Raw genomic sequence first — 15,334 nt, 5'->3', positions numbered from 1 at the left:
TTACCTCCCGTACACCCGTTCCGCCGGTGCCCAGCGGGTGATGGTCACCGGGAGATACGTGACGCGGCTGGATCCGTCGGGTTGGCGTCGTGCCAGCGAATGCGCCAGGAAGCGTTCGTCGTCGCGGGCCGGGAAGTCGGTCCGCTGGTGTGCACCGCGCGACTCCTCCCGGAGGGTCGCGCCGGCGATGATGCACTCGGCGACATCCAGCATGAACCCGAGTTCGAGCCACGCGATCAGTTCGGTGTTGAAACTCGTGCTGTGGTCGTCGATCGCCGCGTGCTGGAAACGCAGCCGCAGCTCGGCCAGTTCGTGCCCGGCCTTGGTCAGCGAGTCGCCGTCACGATAGATCCCGGCGCCGTTCTCCATCGTGGTCTGCATCTCGGTCCGGATGTCCGCGATCCGCTGGTGCCCCTCGGCACGCCGGCCCAGCTCCGCCGCCAGCCGTCGTTCCTCGTCCCGGCCCTGTGCGACGATCGACGCCGGTACGGCGCGGTGATAGCGACCGGCGAACACGGCGGCGGCCCGGCCCGCCCGGTTGCCGAAGACCAGGCACTCCGGCAACGAGTTCGACCCCAGCCGGTTGGCGCCGTTGATGCTCACACAGGCCACCTCGCCGGCGGCGTACAGACCGTCCAGCGAGGTCGCGCCGCGAAGGTCGGTGTGAACTCCGCCCATCATGTAGTGCACGACCGGGCGCACCGGGACGAGTTCGTGCACCGGATCGATGTTCTGGTACTTCGAGCACAACTCGCGGACGAACGGCAGCTTGGCGTCGATCAGCTTCGCACCGAGGTGCCGCAGGTCGAGGTTCACCACCGGTCCGTACGGCGTCTCGATCGTGCGGCCCTTCTCCACCTCGTGGACGAACGCCTGGGACAACCGGTCCCGCGGTCCGAGTTCCATGTTGCGCAGTACCGGGTCCGGTGTCGGTGTACCGAGGTCGTAGTCCTGCAGATACCGGTAGCCGTCCTTGTTCAGCAGCCAGCCGCCTTCGGCGCGCGCCGCCTCGGTGATGAGGATGCCGGTGAACGGCAGGCCGGTCGGGTGGTATTGGACGAACTCCATGTCCTTCAGCGCCGCGCCGGCCCGGTAGGCGAGCGCCATTCCGTCGCCGGTCTTGATGTTGGCGTTGGTTGTGAACGGGAAGACGCGACCACAGCCGCCGGTACACAGGATCACCGCGTTCGCCGTGATGGTCTCGACCCGGCCGGTGGCCAGTTCGATCGCGACGACGCCGTACGTGCGCCCGTCGTCGACCAGGAGCTTCGTCACGTACCACTCGTCGTACCGGACGATGTCCGAGTAGGAGAGTGCGGTCTGGAACAGTGTGTGCAGCAGGTGGAATCCGGTCCGGTCGGCGGCGAACCAGGTGCGCATCTTCTTCATCCCGCCGAAGGCCCGGACGGCGATCTTCCCGTTCGGCTGCCGGCTCCAGGGGCAGCCCCAGTGCTCGAGCCGGAGCAGCTCCCGAGGAGCCTCGGCGACGAACGCCTCGACGGCGTCCTGGTCGCACAGCCAGTCACTGCCGGACACCGTGTCGTACGCATGCTCGTCCAGCGTGTCGTCCGGTCCGGCCACGGCCGCGGCACCGCCTTCGGCGGACACCGTGTGGCTACGCATCGGATAGACCTTCGAGATCACCGCGACACGAAGCGCCGGGTTGGTCTCGGCCACCGCGATGGCGGCTCGCAACCCGGCGCCGCCGCCCCCGACCACCACCACGTCGTGATAGCTCGCCATGGGGTCAGGCTTCGTGTTCGCCGCTGTGTTCGTCGGCCAGGACCTTGCCGTCGTGCCGCACGGTCCTGATCCGTACGCTGCCGTCGTGGAACTCGTGCCGGATCTGCCGGCACCCACAGGCGTACAGCATGTCGTCGCGCCGGAGGCCCTCGAAGTCGTCCTCCTGGCTCCGGTCCGCATCCCCGGTCCGCCCACACGGCGCCCGCTCCCCAGTGAGATGCGTCTTCGTCCCCGTCATCCGCCCACCTCCTCCGCCCTCCGAGGTGTTGGTGACCTACATCACACACCCCCGATAGTGCGCCTACCAGGAGAGGACGGCAATGGGCAGAGCGGCGGTCGCCTACTGCTTGGCTTCCCGCCACTCGCGCTCGAAGGGCAGCCGCCAGGCGCGCGGAGCGATCAGCTGGTGGATCGCGTTCGGGCCCCAGGTGCCGGCCTGGTACGTCTTCGCGGGCGGCGGGTCGTCGAGCAGCGGCGCGGAGCGGTCCCACAGCGACTCGATGCCCTCGGCCGTCGTGAACAGCGTGTGATCACCGCGCATCGCGTCCAGGATCAGCCGCTCGTACGCCTCCAGGACGTCGGCCGCGTTCTCGGTCTCCTGGGTGGAGAACTGCATCGACAGCTTCTCCAGCCGCATCCCCGGACCGGGCCGCTTGCCGTAGAACGACAGCGACACCCGCGAGGAGTCGGCCAGGTCGAAGGTCAGGTGGTCCGGACCCTCGGAACCGACGCCGGAGCCGGACGGGAACATCGTCTTCGGCGCCTCCTTGAAGGCGATCGAGATGATCCGCTGGCCCTCGGCCATCTTCTTGCCGGTGCGCAGGTAGAACGGCACGCCGGCCCAGCGCCAGTTGTCGATCTCGACCTTCAGCGCGATGAACGTCTCGGTGTCGGAGTCCGGCGCGACCCCTTCCTCGTTGCGGTACCCGGAGTACTGGCCGCGGACCACGTCGGCCGGGTGGATCGGCAGCATCGACCGGAAGACCTTGTTCTTCTCCTCCGAGATCGCTCGCGGTTCCAGGGCGGTCGGCGGCTCCATCGCGACGAACGACATCACCTGCATCAGGTGCGTGACGACCATGTCCTTGAACGCGCCGGTCGGCTCGTAGAACGTGGCCCGCTGGTCCAGGCCGAGCGACTCCGGGATGTCGATCTGCACGTGGTCGATGAAGTTCCGGTTCCAGATCGGCTCGAACAGGCCGTTGGCGAACCGGAACGCGAGGATGTTCAGCGCCGCTTCCTTGCCGAGGAAGTGGTCGATCCGGAAGATCTGCGATTCGTCGAAGGTCTGGTGGACGAAGTCGTTGAGCTTGATCGCGGTGGCCAGGTCGTCACCGAACGGCTTCTCCATCACCACCCGCGCCCGGTCGACCAGACCCGCGTCGCGGAGCATCGCGATCACCGCCTGGGCCGCCTTCGGGGGCACCGACAGGTAGTGCAGCCGGCAGGCGTCCGGGCCGAGCAGCTCCTCGGCCTTCTTCACCGTGGCTGCGAGCGCCTCCGGCCCGGCGGTGACCGGCACGTACTCGAGCCGCTCGGCGAACTGTGCCCACTGCTCGTCGGTCATCTTGTGGGTGCCGAAGGTCTCGACCGCCTTCTTGGCCCGCTCCCGGAACTCGTCGCAGCTGAGGTCCTCGGTCGCGGTGCCGATGATCCGGACGTCCGGCGCGAACCGGGACTGCTGCAGATAGGCCAGCCCCGGCAGCAGCTTCCGCTTGGCCAGGTCGCCGGTGGCGCCGAACAGCACGATCACGTGCGGCGCGAGCGGCTCCGGATCCCGTCGCGACGGTCGCGATCCGGGGGACGGATACGCAATGGTCTGAGTACGGTCAGGCATTCAGTCCTCCCGAGGACGCCACCGGAGCCAACACACCTGGCAGTCTAGGCACTAACGGTGTACGTCGAACTCCGGTGTGACGGCGAGCAGCTCGGACAGGTCGGTCCCGACCGTGATCTCCGCCGCAGCGACGCCGCGCCGGAAGACCCGGGCACCGAGCGGAAGCCCGTCGAGAGTGAGCGTGTCGCCGCTCAACCGCAGCCAGGTGCCCTCCCGAAGACCGACCACGGGGACGTCGTTCTCCTCGAGGAACTCGGTGATCCGCAGCTCCCGCGTCTCGCCCTGGTGTGTCGAGGACGGGTCCGGGTCGAGGTAGTGCGGGTTGAGCTGGAACGGCACCAGCCCGAGCGTCTCGAACGACGGCGGCTGCACGATCGGCATGTCGTTACTGGTCCGCATCGTCGGCCCCGCGAGGTTCGTCCCCGCGCTCGAACCGACGTACGGCGCTCCGCCGCGGACCCGGTCCCGGATCACGGCCAGTTCGCCGTTCTCGTGCAGCGTCTTGACCAGCCGGAACGTGTTCCCGCCACCGACGAAGATCGCCCGCGCCGACGACAGCACGTCGCCGGTGTGCGCGCCGACGACCGACACACCGAGCGGTGCGAGCGCGGCCCGGACCGTCGCGGTGTAGCCGTCGTGATCGGCCAGCGCGTACGGGACGAAGACGACCTCGTCGATGCCGTTCAGCACGTCGTGCAGCGCGTCGACGGCGTGTTCGAGGTACCCCCGCCCATGCGTGGCGGAGTTGGACAGCAGAAGCAGTTCCACAGGTTCCCCTCTAGATCAGCGGCGGCGGTTGCGGGCCGCCGGGGTGCGGTGCGCGAGCAGCAGGTTGCTGAGTTCTTCGGTTGCCTCCAGCAACCGTGGGACGTGGTCCCGGATGTCGTCGATCAGTTCCTCGGACTTGCCCTCCGCCACGGTCAGCGAGCCGATCGGGCGGCGGCCGAGCCGGACGGGCGCCGCGATCGCGCGGGTGGCGGCGTCGTACTCGCCGTCGGAGAACGCCCAGCCGGTCTGCACGGTGTCCTCGAAGACCTGCTCGAGCGCGACCTCGTCGACCTCGGTCAGGTCGGTGAAGCGGGCGAACGGGCGGCCGGACAGCAGGGCCCGCCGCTCGTTGCGGTCCAGGAAGGCGAAGTACGCGCGGGACGTCGCGCCGGCGTGGGCGGGGTAGAGGTCACCGAGCAGCGGGTGGCTGCGCAGCGGGCCGCCGCCCCCGTCGACGGCCGCGATGCAGCGCACGTGGAAGCCGTCCGGGATGGTGAAGGTCGTGGTCCGGTTGGTGTCGTGCGCGAGCCGTTCGAGGACGCCGTCGGCGAGCGCGGCGAGACCGCCGGTGCGCTCCCAGAGCGCGGCCATCCGCCACATCGTCGGGCCGAGGCTGTATCGCCGGCTGATCGGGTCCGAGCGCAGGAACCCGCGGAACGCCAGCGCCGCGAGCAGCCGCTGGGCCGAGGACTTGTCGATGCCGAGCTCGTCGGCGAGCTCCATCACGCCCCAGTCGCGGCGCTGCTCGGAGTACGAGATCAGGATCTGCAACGCCCGGTCCACGGTCTGCAGTGGTGATCGTGTGTCGTCGTCCACGGCGAGAACGGTAGCGCAACGGCCCGATTATTGAATTGGTCTCTCATATAACGGGAAGTCGTTGCAGATGCCGTGATCTGTCCCCGAATCTCATCGGCATGAATCTCGTCCTGCGCCGCGTGCTCGCGATGGTGCCCGCGCTGATCGGCGTCGTGGTGTGCATCTTCGTGCTCACCCGGGTGCTGCCCGGTGACCCGGCCCGGACGCTGGCCGGCGAGCAGGCCGACCCGAGCGTGGTCGCGAAGATCCGCACCGACATGGGCCTCGACCAGCCGCTGCACGTCCAGCTGGTCCGGTACTTCGCGGACCTTCTGCACGGCAACCTCGGGTTCGCCTGGCACACCGGCCACAGCGTCGCCTCCGACTTCGCGTCCCGGCTGCCGGCGACGGTGGAACTCGCACTGGTCGCCCTGGTGATCGCGTTGCTGGCCGGCGTACCGCTCGGGGTGATCAGCGCGACGCGTCGCGACCGCCCGGTCGACCACGCCGGTCGCGTGTTCTCGCTGCTCGGCGCGTCGATGCCGCTGTTCTGGCTCGGCCTGATGGTGATCGTGGTGTTCTACAACAAGCTCGGCTGGGCACCCGCACCGCTCGGCCGGGTCGCCGAGGGCGTGAACCCGCCCACCAACATCACCGGCTTGTACATCGTCGACTCGCTGATGACCGGCGATGTGGTCGCGCTGAAGTCGTCGCTGTCGCACATCATCTGGCCGGCCCTGTGCCTGGCCACCGGCAGTACGGCGATCATCGCGCGGATGACCCGCTCGGCGATGCTCGAGGTGATCGGTCAGGACTACGTCCGGACGGCGGTCTCCAAGGGCCTCAAGCCGTCGGTCGTCACGCTCAAGCACGCGCTGCGGAACGCGGCCCCGGTGATCGTCACGGTCTCCGGTCTGCAGTTCGGCCAGCTGATGGGCGGCGCGGTGATCACCGAGACGGTCTTCACCTGGCCCGGCGTCGGCTCGTACGTCGTGCAGTCCGTACTGGCCACCGACTACGCGCCGGTGCAGGCCTTCACGCTGGTCGCCGCGGTCGTCTACCTGGCGGCGAACCTCGTCGTCGACCTCGTCAACGCCCGCCTGGACCCGAGGATCGCGGATGCCTGAGACACTCACCAAACCCCAGACGACTTGGCGGCTGCTGCTCCGCAACAAGCTCGCCGTCGTCGGCCTGGTCTTCATCGCGATCTGGACCGTCGGTGCGCTGCTGTCCGGTCTCTCCCCGTACGGCGCGACGCAGCCCGGTGCCGGTGGTCTGCTCCAGGGCCCGACCCTCGCGCACCCGTTCGGGACCGACAACTTCGGCCGCGACATCCTCACCCGGGTTCTCGCCGGTGGCCGGATCTCGTTGTGGACGGGCCTGATCGCGATCGCGATCTCGCTGGCGATCGGCGTACCGCTGGGGGCGTTCGCCGGATACGTCCGCGGCCGCGCCGGCGGGCTGATCATGCGGCTGATGGACATGCTGCTGGCGTTCCCGTCGCTGGTGCTCGCGATGGCGATCGCGGCCGCGATGGGGCCGGGCATGGTCAGCGCGATGGTTGCCGTCGGCATCGTCGGGATCCCGGAGTTCGCCCGGATCGTGCACGGCCAGACGCTGTCGCTGCGGGAGCGCGACTTCGTCGAGGCCGGCCACGCGATCGGGCTGCCCGCCCGCAGCATCCTGATCCGGCACATCGTGCCGAACGCCCTGGCGCCGATCCTGGTCCGGGCCACGCTCGGCATGGGCTACGCGATCCTGACCGCTGCCTCGCTGAGCTTCATCGGCCTCGGTGCCCAGCCGCCCGACCCCGAATGGGGCGTACTGATCTCCGACGGCCGCGGCTACATCATCAGCGGCGAGTGGTGGATGACCACGTTCCCCGGCCTGGCGATCGCAACCTCGATCCTCGGCTTCAACCTCCTCGGCGACGGCCTGCGGGACGTCCTCGACCCTCGGCTGCGGACCAGCCGATGACCCTCTGGAAGGAGACCCGCGTGAAGCGGACAGTTCTCACCCTCGCCGCGGTGTCGGCGCTCGCGATGTCCGGCTGTGCCGCGAACGCGAACAGCAACGCCAACGGCGGCAGCAGCGGCAAGGACGCCGCCGCCGACACCCTGGTCGCCGCCTACTCCGAAGGCGGCAAGACCCTCGACCCGGCCGAGGCCAACGACGTCACCTCGGACACCTTCGTGACGGCGGCCTACGACCAGCTGGTCACCTACGGGCGGACCGAGGTGAACGGGAAGCCACAGGCGAAGACCGACGAGATCAAGCCGATGCTGGCCGAGTCCTGGCAGGCCGGTGCGAACAACACGTCGTACACCTTCAAGCTGCGCACCGACGCGAAGTTCCAGGACGGGCCGGCGATCACGGCGGACGACGTGGTGAAGTCGTTCGACCACATCAAGGCGTCCAGCTCGGCCAGCTTCCTGTACAAGATGGCCGGTATCGCCAAGGTCACCGCGGTCGACGAGCACACTGTGAAGATCGACCTGACCGCGCCGAACCACCTGTTCCTGCAGATCCTGCCGATGTACTCGTTCTCGATCGTGGACATGGACCAGGTGACGAAGAACGGCGGCGCGAAGTGGCTGTCCACGAACACCGCCGGCTCCGGCCCGTACAAGATCACCAAGTGGGACCCGTCGACCGAGGCGTCGATGACCCGCAACGACGCGTACTGGGGTGACAAGCCCAAGCTGCGCGACGTCGACGTGAAGTTCATCGCCGAGGCGTCGAACCGGGTCCAGTTGCTGCGCAAGGGCGAGGTCGGTCTGGCCCTCGAGGTGCCGCCGAAGGACGTGCAGTCGCTGAAGGCCGCCGACGGTGTGGTGATCGACTCGCGGGCCAGCAACAAGATCCTGTTCTTCGCGATGAACAACAAGATCAAGCCGTTCGACGACCCGCGGGTCCGGCAGGCGGTGTCGTACGCGATTCCGTACGACAAGCTGCTGAACGACGTGATGAAGGGCCAGGCGTCGCCGATGAAGTCCTCGGTGGCCAGCTCCACGCCGGGCTTCAGTGACGCCGGCTACACCTACACCCACGACCTCGACAAGGCCAAGGCGCTGCTCGCCGAGGCCGGCCTGTCGAAGGGCTTCAGCTTCGACTTCACGCTCGGCTCCGGGTTCGACGACTGGAACGACGACGCGGTGCTGATCCAGGCCGAGCTGGCCAAGATCGGCGTCACGATGAACATCAAGAAGATGGCCCGGCCGCAGTTCCTGGAGGCGCTGGCGACCAAGCAGGTGCAGTCGTACATCACTCGCTGGACGTCGTTCGTCAACGACCCCGGCTACCACCTCGGTCTGCTGCTCACCAGCCAGGGCTCGAGCAACTACGCGAACTTCTCCGACCCGGCCGTCGACCAGGCCTGGCAGCAGGCGGCCACCGAACCGGACGTTGCCAAGCGCAACAAGCTGTACGGCGCCGCGCAGCAGGAGATCAACACCAAGGCACCGTGGGCGTACCTGTACGAGTACAACATCGTGGTCGCGCACCGGGCCGGTCTCGACGGGTACACGTCGTACCCCGACGGCATCGTCCGCTTCTCGCAGCTGAGCGTGACGAAGTGACGGCCTGGGAGCAGCGGGTGCTCGCCGAGATCGAGCGGACCGCGGACGACCTGATCGAGCTGGCCGGCGACCTGATCCGGATCCCGAGCGAGAACCCGCCGGGGGACTGCACCGAGATCGGCGAATTCATCGCCGCGGTCCTGCGGAAGGCGGGTGTCGAGGTGGAGATCCTCGACGCCGGCCAGGGCCGCTTGAACGTTGTGTCGCACCAGGGCTCGGCAGGTGAGCGGAATCTGGTGCTGGCGGGCCACTCGGACGTCGTACCGGTGGGTGACGTGAGCCGCTGGAGCTTCCCGCCGTTCGCCGGTGACGTCGTCGACGGGTACCTGCGCGGCCGCGGCGCCAGCGACATGAAGGCCGGCCTCGCCGGGATCATCCACGCGTACGTCGTGATGCACCGGCTCGGCGTACCGCTGGGTGGGCGGCTGTCGCTCGCCGCGGTACCGGACGAGGAAGTGGGCGGACCGCTCGGCGCGGACTGGTTGCTCGACCGCGGGGTGCTCGAGGGTGCGACCGGTGCGGTGATCGCGGAGCCGGCCGAGCGGACGCACCCGACGATCGGCCAGAAGGGCAGCAACTGGTTCCGGCTGACCGTGTCCGGACGTCCGGGGCACGGCAGTCTGCAGCCGCTGCACGGGACCAATGCGAACCTGCAGGCAGCGAAGGCGATTCTCGCGCTGCAGGGGTTGTGGGAGATGGTTCCGGACGCGCCGGCCGACGTACGGGAGCTGATCGCTTCGTCGCAGAAGTTCGCGGAGGAGCGGGAAGGGTACGCACCCGGGATCGGTGCGGTGTTCGACCACGTGACGATCAACGTCGGGAAGGTGACCGGCGGGTCGGCGACCAACGTCGTCGCGGACAAGTGCGTGGTCGAGATCGACACCCGCGTCCCGATCGGACTGAGCCGGGCGCAGGTGCTGGCGCGTGTCGACGAGCTGCTGGCCGAGGCCGGTATCGAGGCGACGGTGGAACCGCTCGGGTTCCGCAGCGAGCCGAACTGGACGCTGCCGGACGACCCGATCGTGGTGGAGCTCGTCAGTGCGCTGCGGGAGCTGACCGGTGAGCCGGCCGAGGGCGTGCTGCAGTGGGCGTCGTCGGACGCGCGGACGTTCCGCAGCCATGGCATTCCGGTGCTGCAGTACGGTCCGGCCGAGCTGGCGACCATCCACGGCTTCGACGAGCGTGCACCCGTCGCAGATGTCGTACTGGCGGCGAAGACCTATGCACTGACGACGCTGCGGTACCTCGGGGTTCGTGATGAGTGATCTGCTCAAGGTGACCGATCTGACCATCCGGATCGACACCTCGCGTGGACCGATCACTCCGGTCCGCGGCGTCAGCCTCAGCATCCCGCGGGGCAAGATGCTCGGGCTGGTGGGGGAGTCCGGTAGTGGCAAGAGCGTGACCGCGATGACGATCACCCGACTGCTGCCACGGCGGTCGGTGCACGTGACCGGCGGACGGATCGAGTTCGACGGGCGGGACCTCACTAACCTGTCGGACCGGTCGCTGCGGGCCGTGCGGGGCAAGGAGATCGCGACGATCTTCCAGGAGCCGATGACCGCGCTCAACCCGGTACTGACCGTGGCGGACCAGGTCATCGAACCACTCCGCCTGCACCTGGGGCTGTCCCGCCGTCAGGCCGCGGACCGGGCCGCCGAGCTGCTCGACATGGTCGGCATCCGCGACACCGCCCGGGTACTGCGGGACTACCCGCACCAACTCTCGGGTGGGATGCGTCAGCGCGTGATGATCGCGATGGCGATGTCCTGCGAGCCGAAGCTGCTGATCGCCGACGAACCGACCACGGCGCTCGACGTCACCACCCAACTGCAGATCCTCGAGCTGGTGATGGACCTGCAGCAGAAGCACGGTACGTCGGTCCTCCTGATCACCCACGACCTCGGAGTGGTCGCGCAGACCTGTGACGAGGTGACGGTGATGCACAACGGTGAGGTCCAGGAGACCGCACCGGTCGAGCAGCTCTTCGAGTCACCGCAGGCGGACTACACCAAGCGGCTGCTGAGCTTCCTGCCGTCCAGTCAGCCCCGGTCGCGGGAGACCCGACCGTCGGACGAGCCTGCGCTGCTGGAGGTGTCCGACCTGGTCAAGGTGTTCCCGGGGCGTCGGCGGCGCGGCCGGCGTACCGAAGCTGTCACTGCAGTGGACGGAGTGAGCTTCAGCGTCGCACCGGGGCGGACGCTCGCCATCGTGGGGGAGTCCGGCTCCGGGAAGTCCACGACCGGCCGGGCGTTGCTCAGGTTGCACGAGCCCACGTCCGGGGCGGTGCGGTTCGACGGGGTCGATCTGCTCGGGCTGTCCGACGAGGCGTTGCGGGCGATGCGTTCGCGGATGCAGATCGTCTTCCAGGACACCTATGCGTCGCTTGACCCGCGCTGGACGATCGAGCGCACGCTGGCCGAGCCGTTGCGGCTGCACACCGACCTGGACGCCACGGGGATCCAGGAGCGGTTGGTCGAGGTGATGGAGCTCGTCGGACTCGAGGCGGACCATCTGCACCGGTTCCCGCACGAGTTCTCCGGAGGCCAGCGGCAGCGAATCGGGATCGCCCGCGCGTTGCTGCTCAACCCGTCGCTGGTGGTCTGCGACGAGCCGGTGTCGGCGCTGGACGTGTCCGTGCAGGCGCAGGTCCTCGATCTGCTCAAGGACCTGCAGGAGCGGCTCGGTCTGACCTACGTGTTCATCTCGCACGACCTCTCGGTGGTGCGGCTGATCGCGGACGACGTACTGGTGATGAGCCGCGGCAAGGTCGTCGAGCGCGGCACGGTGGACGAGGTCTTCGCCGCGCCGAGCCACCCGTACACGAAGGCCTTGCTGGCCGCGGTGCCGTCGCCCGATCCGCGCTCGCGACTCGACCGGGAGCGCCGTCGAGAGCTGGTCGAGGCCGGCACGAGGGAGGCTGTCGCGTGACCGTTCTTGGTGTCGTGACCATCGGGCAGTCGCCACGCAGCGACATGTTTCCGGAGCTGCTCCAGTGGTTGCCGTCGACGGTCGAGGTCCGTGAACGCGGTGCACTCGACGGCCTGAGTACGGCGGAAATCGCAGCGCTGGCGCCGACGCCCGGGGACGAGACGCTGACCACCCGGTTGCGCGACGGGTCGTCGGTGGTGATCGGACGGGCCGGCATCCTGCAGCGGTTGCAGGCTGCGATCGACATTCTCGAGGCGGGCAGCGCAGACGCCGTACTGCTGGTGTGCACCGGTGAGTTCCCGGCGTTCCGGCACAGCCGCCCGTTGCTGTTGGCCGGGCCGTTGATGACCGCCGGTCTGTCTGCGATCGCCGGCGACTCACTCGTCGGAGTGGTGTGCCCGCTGTCGGAGCAGGAGCAGCAGTCGTACGAGAAGTTCGCGGGGCTCGACCAGAAGATCAAGGTCGCCTGGGCGACGCCGTACCAGCCCGGCCTGACCGAGCTGGAGAACGCGGCCCAGAAGCTCGCCGCGGAAGGTGTGCAGCTCTTGGTGCTCGACTGCATGGGCTACACCCAGGCGCACCGGGAGGCGGCCGCGGCTGCTTCCGGTCTGCCTGTGGTGCTCTCCCGCTCCGTCGTCGCCCGGCTGACCGCCGAACTCTGCTGAACACATTTGACTGAGGAGATGCACAGATATGCCATGGCGTGAGGTTCTGGACCTGTACGACCTGCTCGACGACTCGGCCGCGTCCGGTGAAGGGGTAGCGGCCTGGTTGCGGAAGAACGGCGTCGACGACGTCCGCGTGACGACGGTGCAAGGGAACAAGGGCAGCACGGACTTCGTGCGTGCGGTGATTCCCGGCAGCCGCGGCCGGACCGTGGGTGGCGACGCCCCGACCCTCGGGGTGATCGGGCGGCTCGGTGGACTCGGCGCGCGGCCGGAGCGGATCGGGTTCGTGTCCGACGGCGACGGTGCGCTGGTCGCGCTCGCGGTCGCCGGGAAGCTCGGCCGGATGTTGCTCCGCGGTGACCAGCTGCCGGGTGACGTGATCGTCGCGACGCACGTCTGCCCGGACGCGCCGACCCGCCCGCACGACCCGGTGCCGTTCATGGACTCGCCGGTGGAGCTCGGCGCGATGAACGACCACGAGGTCGAGCCGGCGATGGAGGCGGTGCTGTCCGTCGACACCACCAAGGGCAACCGGATCGTGAACCACCACGGGTTCGCGATCTCGCCGACGGTCAAGGAAGGCTGGATCCTGCGGGTCAGCGAGGACCTGCTCGAGGTCGCGTCCCAGGTGACCGGCCGGCTGCCCGCCGTACTGCCGCTGACGATGCAGGACATCACGCCGTACGGGAACGACGTGTACCACGTGAATTCGATCCTGCAGCCGTGTACAGCGACCAGCGCGCCGGTGGTCGGGGTGGCGATCACCACCGAGACCGCGGTGCCGGGCTGCGGCACCGGGGCGACCGACCTGGCGAGTGTCGAGTCCGCAGCCCGGTTCTGTGTCGAGGCCGCGAAGAGCTACGGCGCCGGCGCCGTAGAGCTGTTCGACCCGGCCGACTTCGACCGGCTCACGTCGCGCTACGGCTCCATGCGTCACCTGCAGACGATGGGTTCCTGACTAGTTGGTCTGCCAGAGGCCGAGGATGTTGCCTTCCGGGTCCTTGAAGTAGCCGGCGTACCCCATGTCGCCGACCGGCAGCTTCTCGCCGATCGGTTCGCCGCCGAGGCTCTCGATGGTCTTCCAGGCCGCGTCGATGTCCGGGACGTCGACGGTCAGGATCGGCCGGGTGAGCTCGGCGGTGCGCTGGAACATGCCGCCGTTGATGAACCCGGGCTCGGACGGCATCGACTGCTCGTTCACTGGGCCGGTCGAGACCATCGTGTAGTTCATTTCGGGCATCTCCATCAGGTTCCACCCGAACGCCTCGCGGTAGAACGCCCGCGCTCGCTCCGCGTCGTCGTACGGCACCTCGAAGTGCACGATCCGACCTGTCATCGCAGTCCCCTCCCACTGGTACGCCGCTAGTGCCGACGCTAGACCTGGTACGCCGGTGCAACCAGCCCGCACCGAATACGGTGGGGGTGTCTGTCTCCGGCTTACCTGTTCGTCGGTGGAGTGACAGGGAGGATGGGCCTATGAAGTACTTGCTGATGATCTGTGGTGACGAGTCGGCCGCCGCGCACGCCAACGACGGGTGCGGGGGCTGGACCGAGGAGATGACGTCGCGGGGCGTCGTCGCCGGTGGCGCGGGGCTGCGGCCGCCGGACGAGGCGACGACGGTCCGGGTGCGCAACGCGGAGGTGCTGCTCACCGACGGGCCGTTCGCCGAGACGAAGGAACAGATCGGTGGCTTCGTGCTGATCGACTGCGCCGACCTGGACGAGGCGATCGAGATCGCGTCGAAGCACCCAGCGGCCGGGTACGGCACGATCGAGATCCGGCCGGTGCTGGAACCGCCACCAGGAGTGGTGTGACCTTCGAGGACATCTACCGGCAGGAGTGGGGCCAGGTGGTCGCCACTCTGATCGGGATGACCGGTGACTGGGAGCTGGCTGAGGAGTGCGCCCAGGAGGCGTTCGCCGCGGCGCTGGAGCGCTGGCCGCGGGACGGCGTACCGGACCGGCCTGGTGCGTGGCTGACCACGACCGCACGCCACCGGGCGATCGACTGGCTGCGCCGTGAGGCGGTGGGCGCCGCGAAGCTCAAGGAGGTGGCCGCGATGCAGGACGAGCCGGATCCGCCGTACGACGTACCGGACGATCGGCTGCGGCTGATGTTCACGTGCTGCCATCCGGCGCTGGCGATGGAGGCGCGGGTGGCGCTGACGCTGCGGACGCTGGCCGGCCTGAGTACGACGGAGATCGCGCGGGCGTTCCTGGTCCCGGAGACCACGATGTCGAAGCGCCTGACCCGCGCGAAGCAGAAGATCCAGCACGCCGGCATCCCGTACCGCGTCCCGCCGGCCCATCTGCTGCCGGAGCGAACTCCCGCCGTACTGGCGGTCCTCTACCTCCTCTTCAACGAGGGGTACTCCGATGTTGTCCGCAGCAACCTCAGCGGTGAAGCGATCCGGCTCGCGCGTCTGCTGGTCCACCTGATGCCGGACGAACCAGAAGCCGGCGGACTGCTTGCGCTGATGCTCCTGCACGACGCCCGCCGCGAGACACGTCTAGCGCGTGACGGTGCGCTCATCACTCTCGAGGACCAGGACCGCACCCGCTGGGACCACGAGCAGATCACCGAAGGCGTAGACCTCCTCGACTCGGCGCTCCGTCGCGGTGAACCCGGCCCGTACCAGGTCCAGGCTGCCATCGCCGCCTGTCACGCCACCGCGCGTACCGCAGCCGACACCGACTGGCCGCAGATCGCCGCCCTCTACACCCAGCTCCCGCAGACCCCCGTCGTCGCACTCAACCGAGCCGTAGCCATCGGCATGTCCGACGGGCCCGCCATCGGCCTCCGCGTCCTCGACGACCTCTCCACCGGCCCACTGGCCGACTACCACCTCCTCCCAGCCACCCGGGCCGACTTCCTACGTCGCCTCAACCGCCACCCCGAAGCAGCAACCGCCTACCGCGAGGCTCTGGCACTGGCCACCACCGAGTCCGAACGCCAGTACCTGCAGAAAAGACTCCGCGAGGTGTCTGCATCGGCCTAAGCCGTTCGTCGGTGG

At 68.7% G+C, this 15,334-nt stretch carries 15 protein-coding genes; 9 read left to right on the top strand and 6 right to left on the bottom strand.

Annotated elements, in window-relative coordinates; genetic code table 11:
* The 5 genes from frdA to ACWGID_RS26790 all read right to left on the bottom strand — a co-directional run bounded on the left by frdA (position 1) and on the right by ACWGID_RS26790 (position 5,164).
* The gene (gene frdA, locus ACWGID_RS26810; RefSeq protein ID WP_452201040.1) at positions 1-1,743 is read right to left on the bottom strand and encodes a fumarate reductase (quinol) flavoprotein subunit; all 1,743 of its coding nucleotides are present in this window, start codon (positions 1,741-1,743) and stop codon (positions 1-3) included.
* A gap of 4 nt (positions 1,744-1,747) precedes the next feature.
* Entirely contained in the window at positions 1,748-1,981 is a 234-nt protein-coding gene (locus ACWGID_RS26805; RefSeq protein WP_452201038.1) for a hypothetical protein, read from the bottom strand.
* Positions 1,982-2,083: 102 nt separating this feature from the next.
* A complete protein-coding gene (gene zwf, locus ACWGID_RS26800; protein ID WP_452201036.1) occupies positions 2,084-3,580 on the bottom strand; it encodes a glucose-6-phosphate dehydrogenase in 1,497 nt (498 codons plus the stop codon).
* 51 nt (positions 3,581-3,631) lie between these two features.
* Positions 3,632-4,348, bottom strand: coding sequence for a dipeptidase PepE (gene pepE / locus ACWGID_RS26795; RefSeq protein WP_452201034.1), 717 nt, complete (start codon positions 4,346-4,348; stop codon positions 3,632-3,634).
* A 15-nt stretch (positions 4,349-4,363) separates the two neighbouring features.
* Positions 4,364-5,164, bottom strand: coding sequence for an IclR family transcriptional regulator (locus ACWGID_RS26790; RefSeq protein WP_452201032.1), 801 nt, complete (start codon positions 5,162-5,164; stop codon positions 4,364-4,366).
* Between the two features lie 98 nt (positions 5,165-5,262).
* Here ACWGID_RS26790 and ACWGID_RS26785 point away from each other — a divergent pair, with 98 nt between their 5' ends.
* The 7 genes from ACWGID_RS26785 to ACWGID_RS26755 are packed head-to-tail and all read left to right on the top strand — an operon-like array spanning position 5,263 to position 13,278.
* Positions 5,263-6,270 (top strand): ABC transporter permease, encoded by a 1,008-nt coding sequence (locus ACWGID_RS26785; RefSeq protein WP_452201030.1) that lies wholly within the window; start codon positions 5,263-5,265, stop codon positions 6,268-6,270.
* Positions 6,263-7,120, top strand: a complete 858-nt coding sequence (locus ACWGID_RS26780; protein WP_452201028.1) for an ABC transporter permease — start codon at positions 6,263-6,265, stop codon at positions 7,118-7,120. The genes ACWGID_RS26785 and ACWGID_RS26780 overlap by 8 nt, the downstream gene beginning before the upstream one ends.
* A 20-nt stretch (positions 7,121-7,140) precedes the next feature.
* Positions 7,141-8,721 (top strand): ABC transporter substrate-binding protein, encoded by a 1,581-nt coding sequence (locus ACWGID_RS26775; RefSeq protein WP_452201026.1) that lies wholly within the window; start codon positions 7,141-7,143, stop codon positions 8,719-8,721.
* Entirely contained in the window at positions 8,718-9,986 is a 1,269-nt protein-coding gene (locus ACWGID_RS26770) for a M20 family metallopeptidase (RefSeq protein ID WP_452201025.1), read from the top strand. The genes ACWGID_RS26775 and ACWGID_RS26770 overlap by 4 nt, the downstream gene beginning before the upstream one ends.
* Complete coding sequence (locus ACWGID_RS26765; RefSeq protein WP_452201024.1) at positions 9,979-11,652, top strand: ABC transporter ATP-binding protein; 1,674 nt, start codon at positions 9,979-9,981, stop codon at positions 11,650-11,652. Before ACWGID_RS26770 ends, ACWGID_RS26765 begins: the two co-directional genes overlap by 8 nt.
* Positions 11,649-12,317: an AroM family protein gene (locus tag ACWGID_RS26760; protein WP_452201023.1), complete on the top strand. Its 669-nt coding sequence runs from the start codon at positions 11,649-11,651 to the stop codon at positions 12,315-12,317. The genes ACWGID_RS26765 and ACWGID_RS26760 overlap by 4 nt, the downstream gene beginning before the upstream one ends.
* 28 nt (positions 12,318-12,345) lie before the next feature.
* A complete protein-coding gene (locus ACWGID_RS26755) occupies positions 12,346-13,278 on the top strand; it encodes a DUF1177 domain-containing protein (RefSeq protein WP_452201021.1) in 933 nt (310 codons plus the stop codon).
* Here ACWGID_RS26755 and ACWGID_RS26750 read toward each other — a convergent pair whose 3' ends face one another.
* Positions 13,279-13,656 carry a VOC family protein gene (locus tag ACWGID_RS26750; RefSeq protein ID WP_452201019.1) on the bottom strand — a complete coding sequence of 126 codons (378 nt, stop codon included), beginning with the start codon at positions 13,654-13,656 and terminating at the stop codon, positions 13,279-13,281. It abuts the gene before it with no gap.
* 140 nt (positions 13,657-13,796) lie between these two features.
* Between ACWGID_RS26750 and ACWGID_RS26745 the strand changes: the two genes are divergently transcribed.
* Positions 13,797-14,135 carry a YciI family protein gene (locus tag ACWGID_RS26745; protein ID WP_452201017.1) on the top strand — a complete coding sequence of 113 codons (339 nt, stop codon included), beginning with the start codon at positions 13,797-13,799 and terminating at the stop codon, positions 14,133-14,135.
* The gene (locus tag ACWGID_RS26740; protein ID WP_452201015.1) at positions 14,132-15,319 is read left to right on the top strand and encodes an RNA polymerase sigma factor; all 1,188 of its coding nucleotides are present in this window, start codon (positions 14,132-14,134) and stop codon (positions 15,317-15,319) included. The genes ACWGID_RS26745 and ACWGID_RS26740 overlap by 4 nt, the downstream gene beginning before the upstream one ends.
* Positions 15,320-15,334 lie beyond the last annotated feature (15 nt).

Source organism: Kribbella sp. NPDC054772, from assembly GCF_053611945.1.
The sequence above is the reverse complement of the archived record's forward strand: the minus strand, read 5'-3'. Positions and strand labels throughout refer to the sequence as shown.

Excerpts from the sequence above, each read along its gene's own strand:
- ACWGID_RS26805 (WP_452201038.1), bottom strand. The coding sequence starts at position 1,981 with ATGACGGGGACGAAGACGCATCTCACTGGGGAGCGGGCGCCGTGTGGG.
- ACWGID_RS26785 (WP_452201030.1), top strand. The coding sequence starts at position 5,263 with ATGAATCTCGTCCTGCGCCGCGTGCTCGCGATGGTGCCCGCGCTGATC.
- ACWGID_RS26750 (WP_452201019.1), bottom strand. The coding sequence starts at position 13,656 with ATGACAGGTCGGATCGTGCACTTCGAGGTGCCGTACGACGACGCGGAG.
- ACWGID_RS26755 (WP_452201021.1), top strand. The coding sequence starts at position 12,346 with ATGCCATGGCGTGAGGTTCTGGACCTGTACGACCTGCTCGACGACTCG.
- frdA (WP_452201040.1), bottom strand. The coding sequence starts at position 1,743 with ATGGCGAGCTATCACGACGTGGTGGTGGTCGGGGGCGGCGGCGCCGGG.
- zwf (WP_452201036.1), bottom strand. The coding sequence starts at position 3,580 with ATGCCTGACCGTACTCAGACCATTGCGTATCCGTCCCCCGGATCGCGA.
- ACWGID_RS26745 (WP_452201017.1), top strand. The coding sequence starts at position 13,797 with ATGAAGTACTTGCTGATGATCTGTGGTGACGAGTCGGCCGCCGCGCAC.
- ACWGID_RS26765 (WP_452201024.1), top strand. The coding sequence starts at position 9,979 with ATGAGTGATCTGCTCAAGGTGACCGATCTGACCATCCGGATCGACACC.
- ACWGID_RS26780 (WP_452201028.1), top strand. The coding sequence starts at position 6,263 with ATGCCTGAGACACTCACCAAACCCCAGACGACTTGGCGGCTGCTGCTC.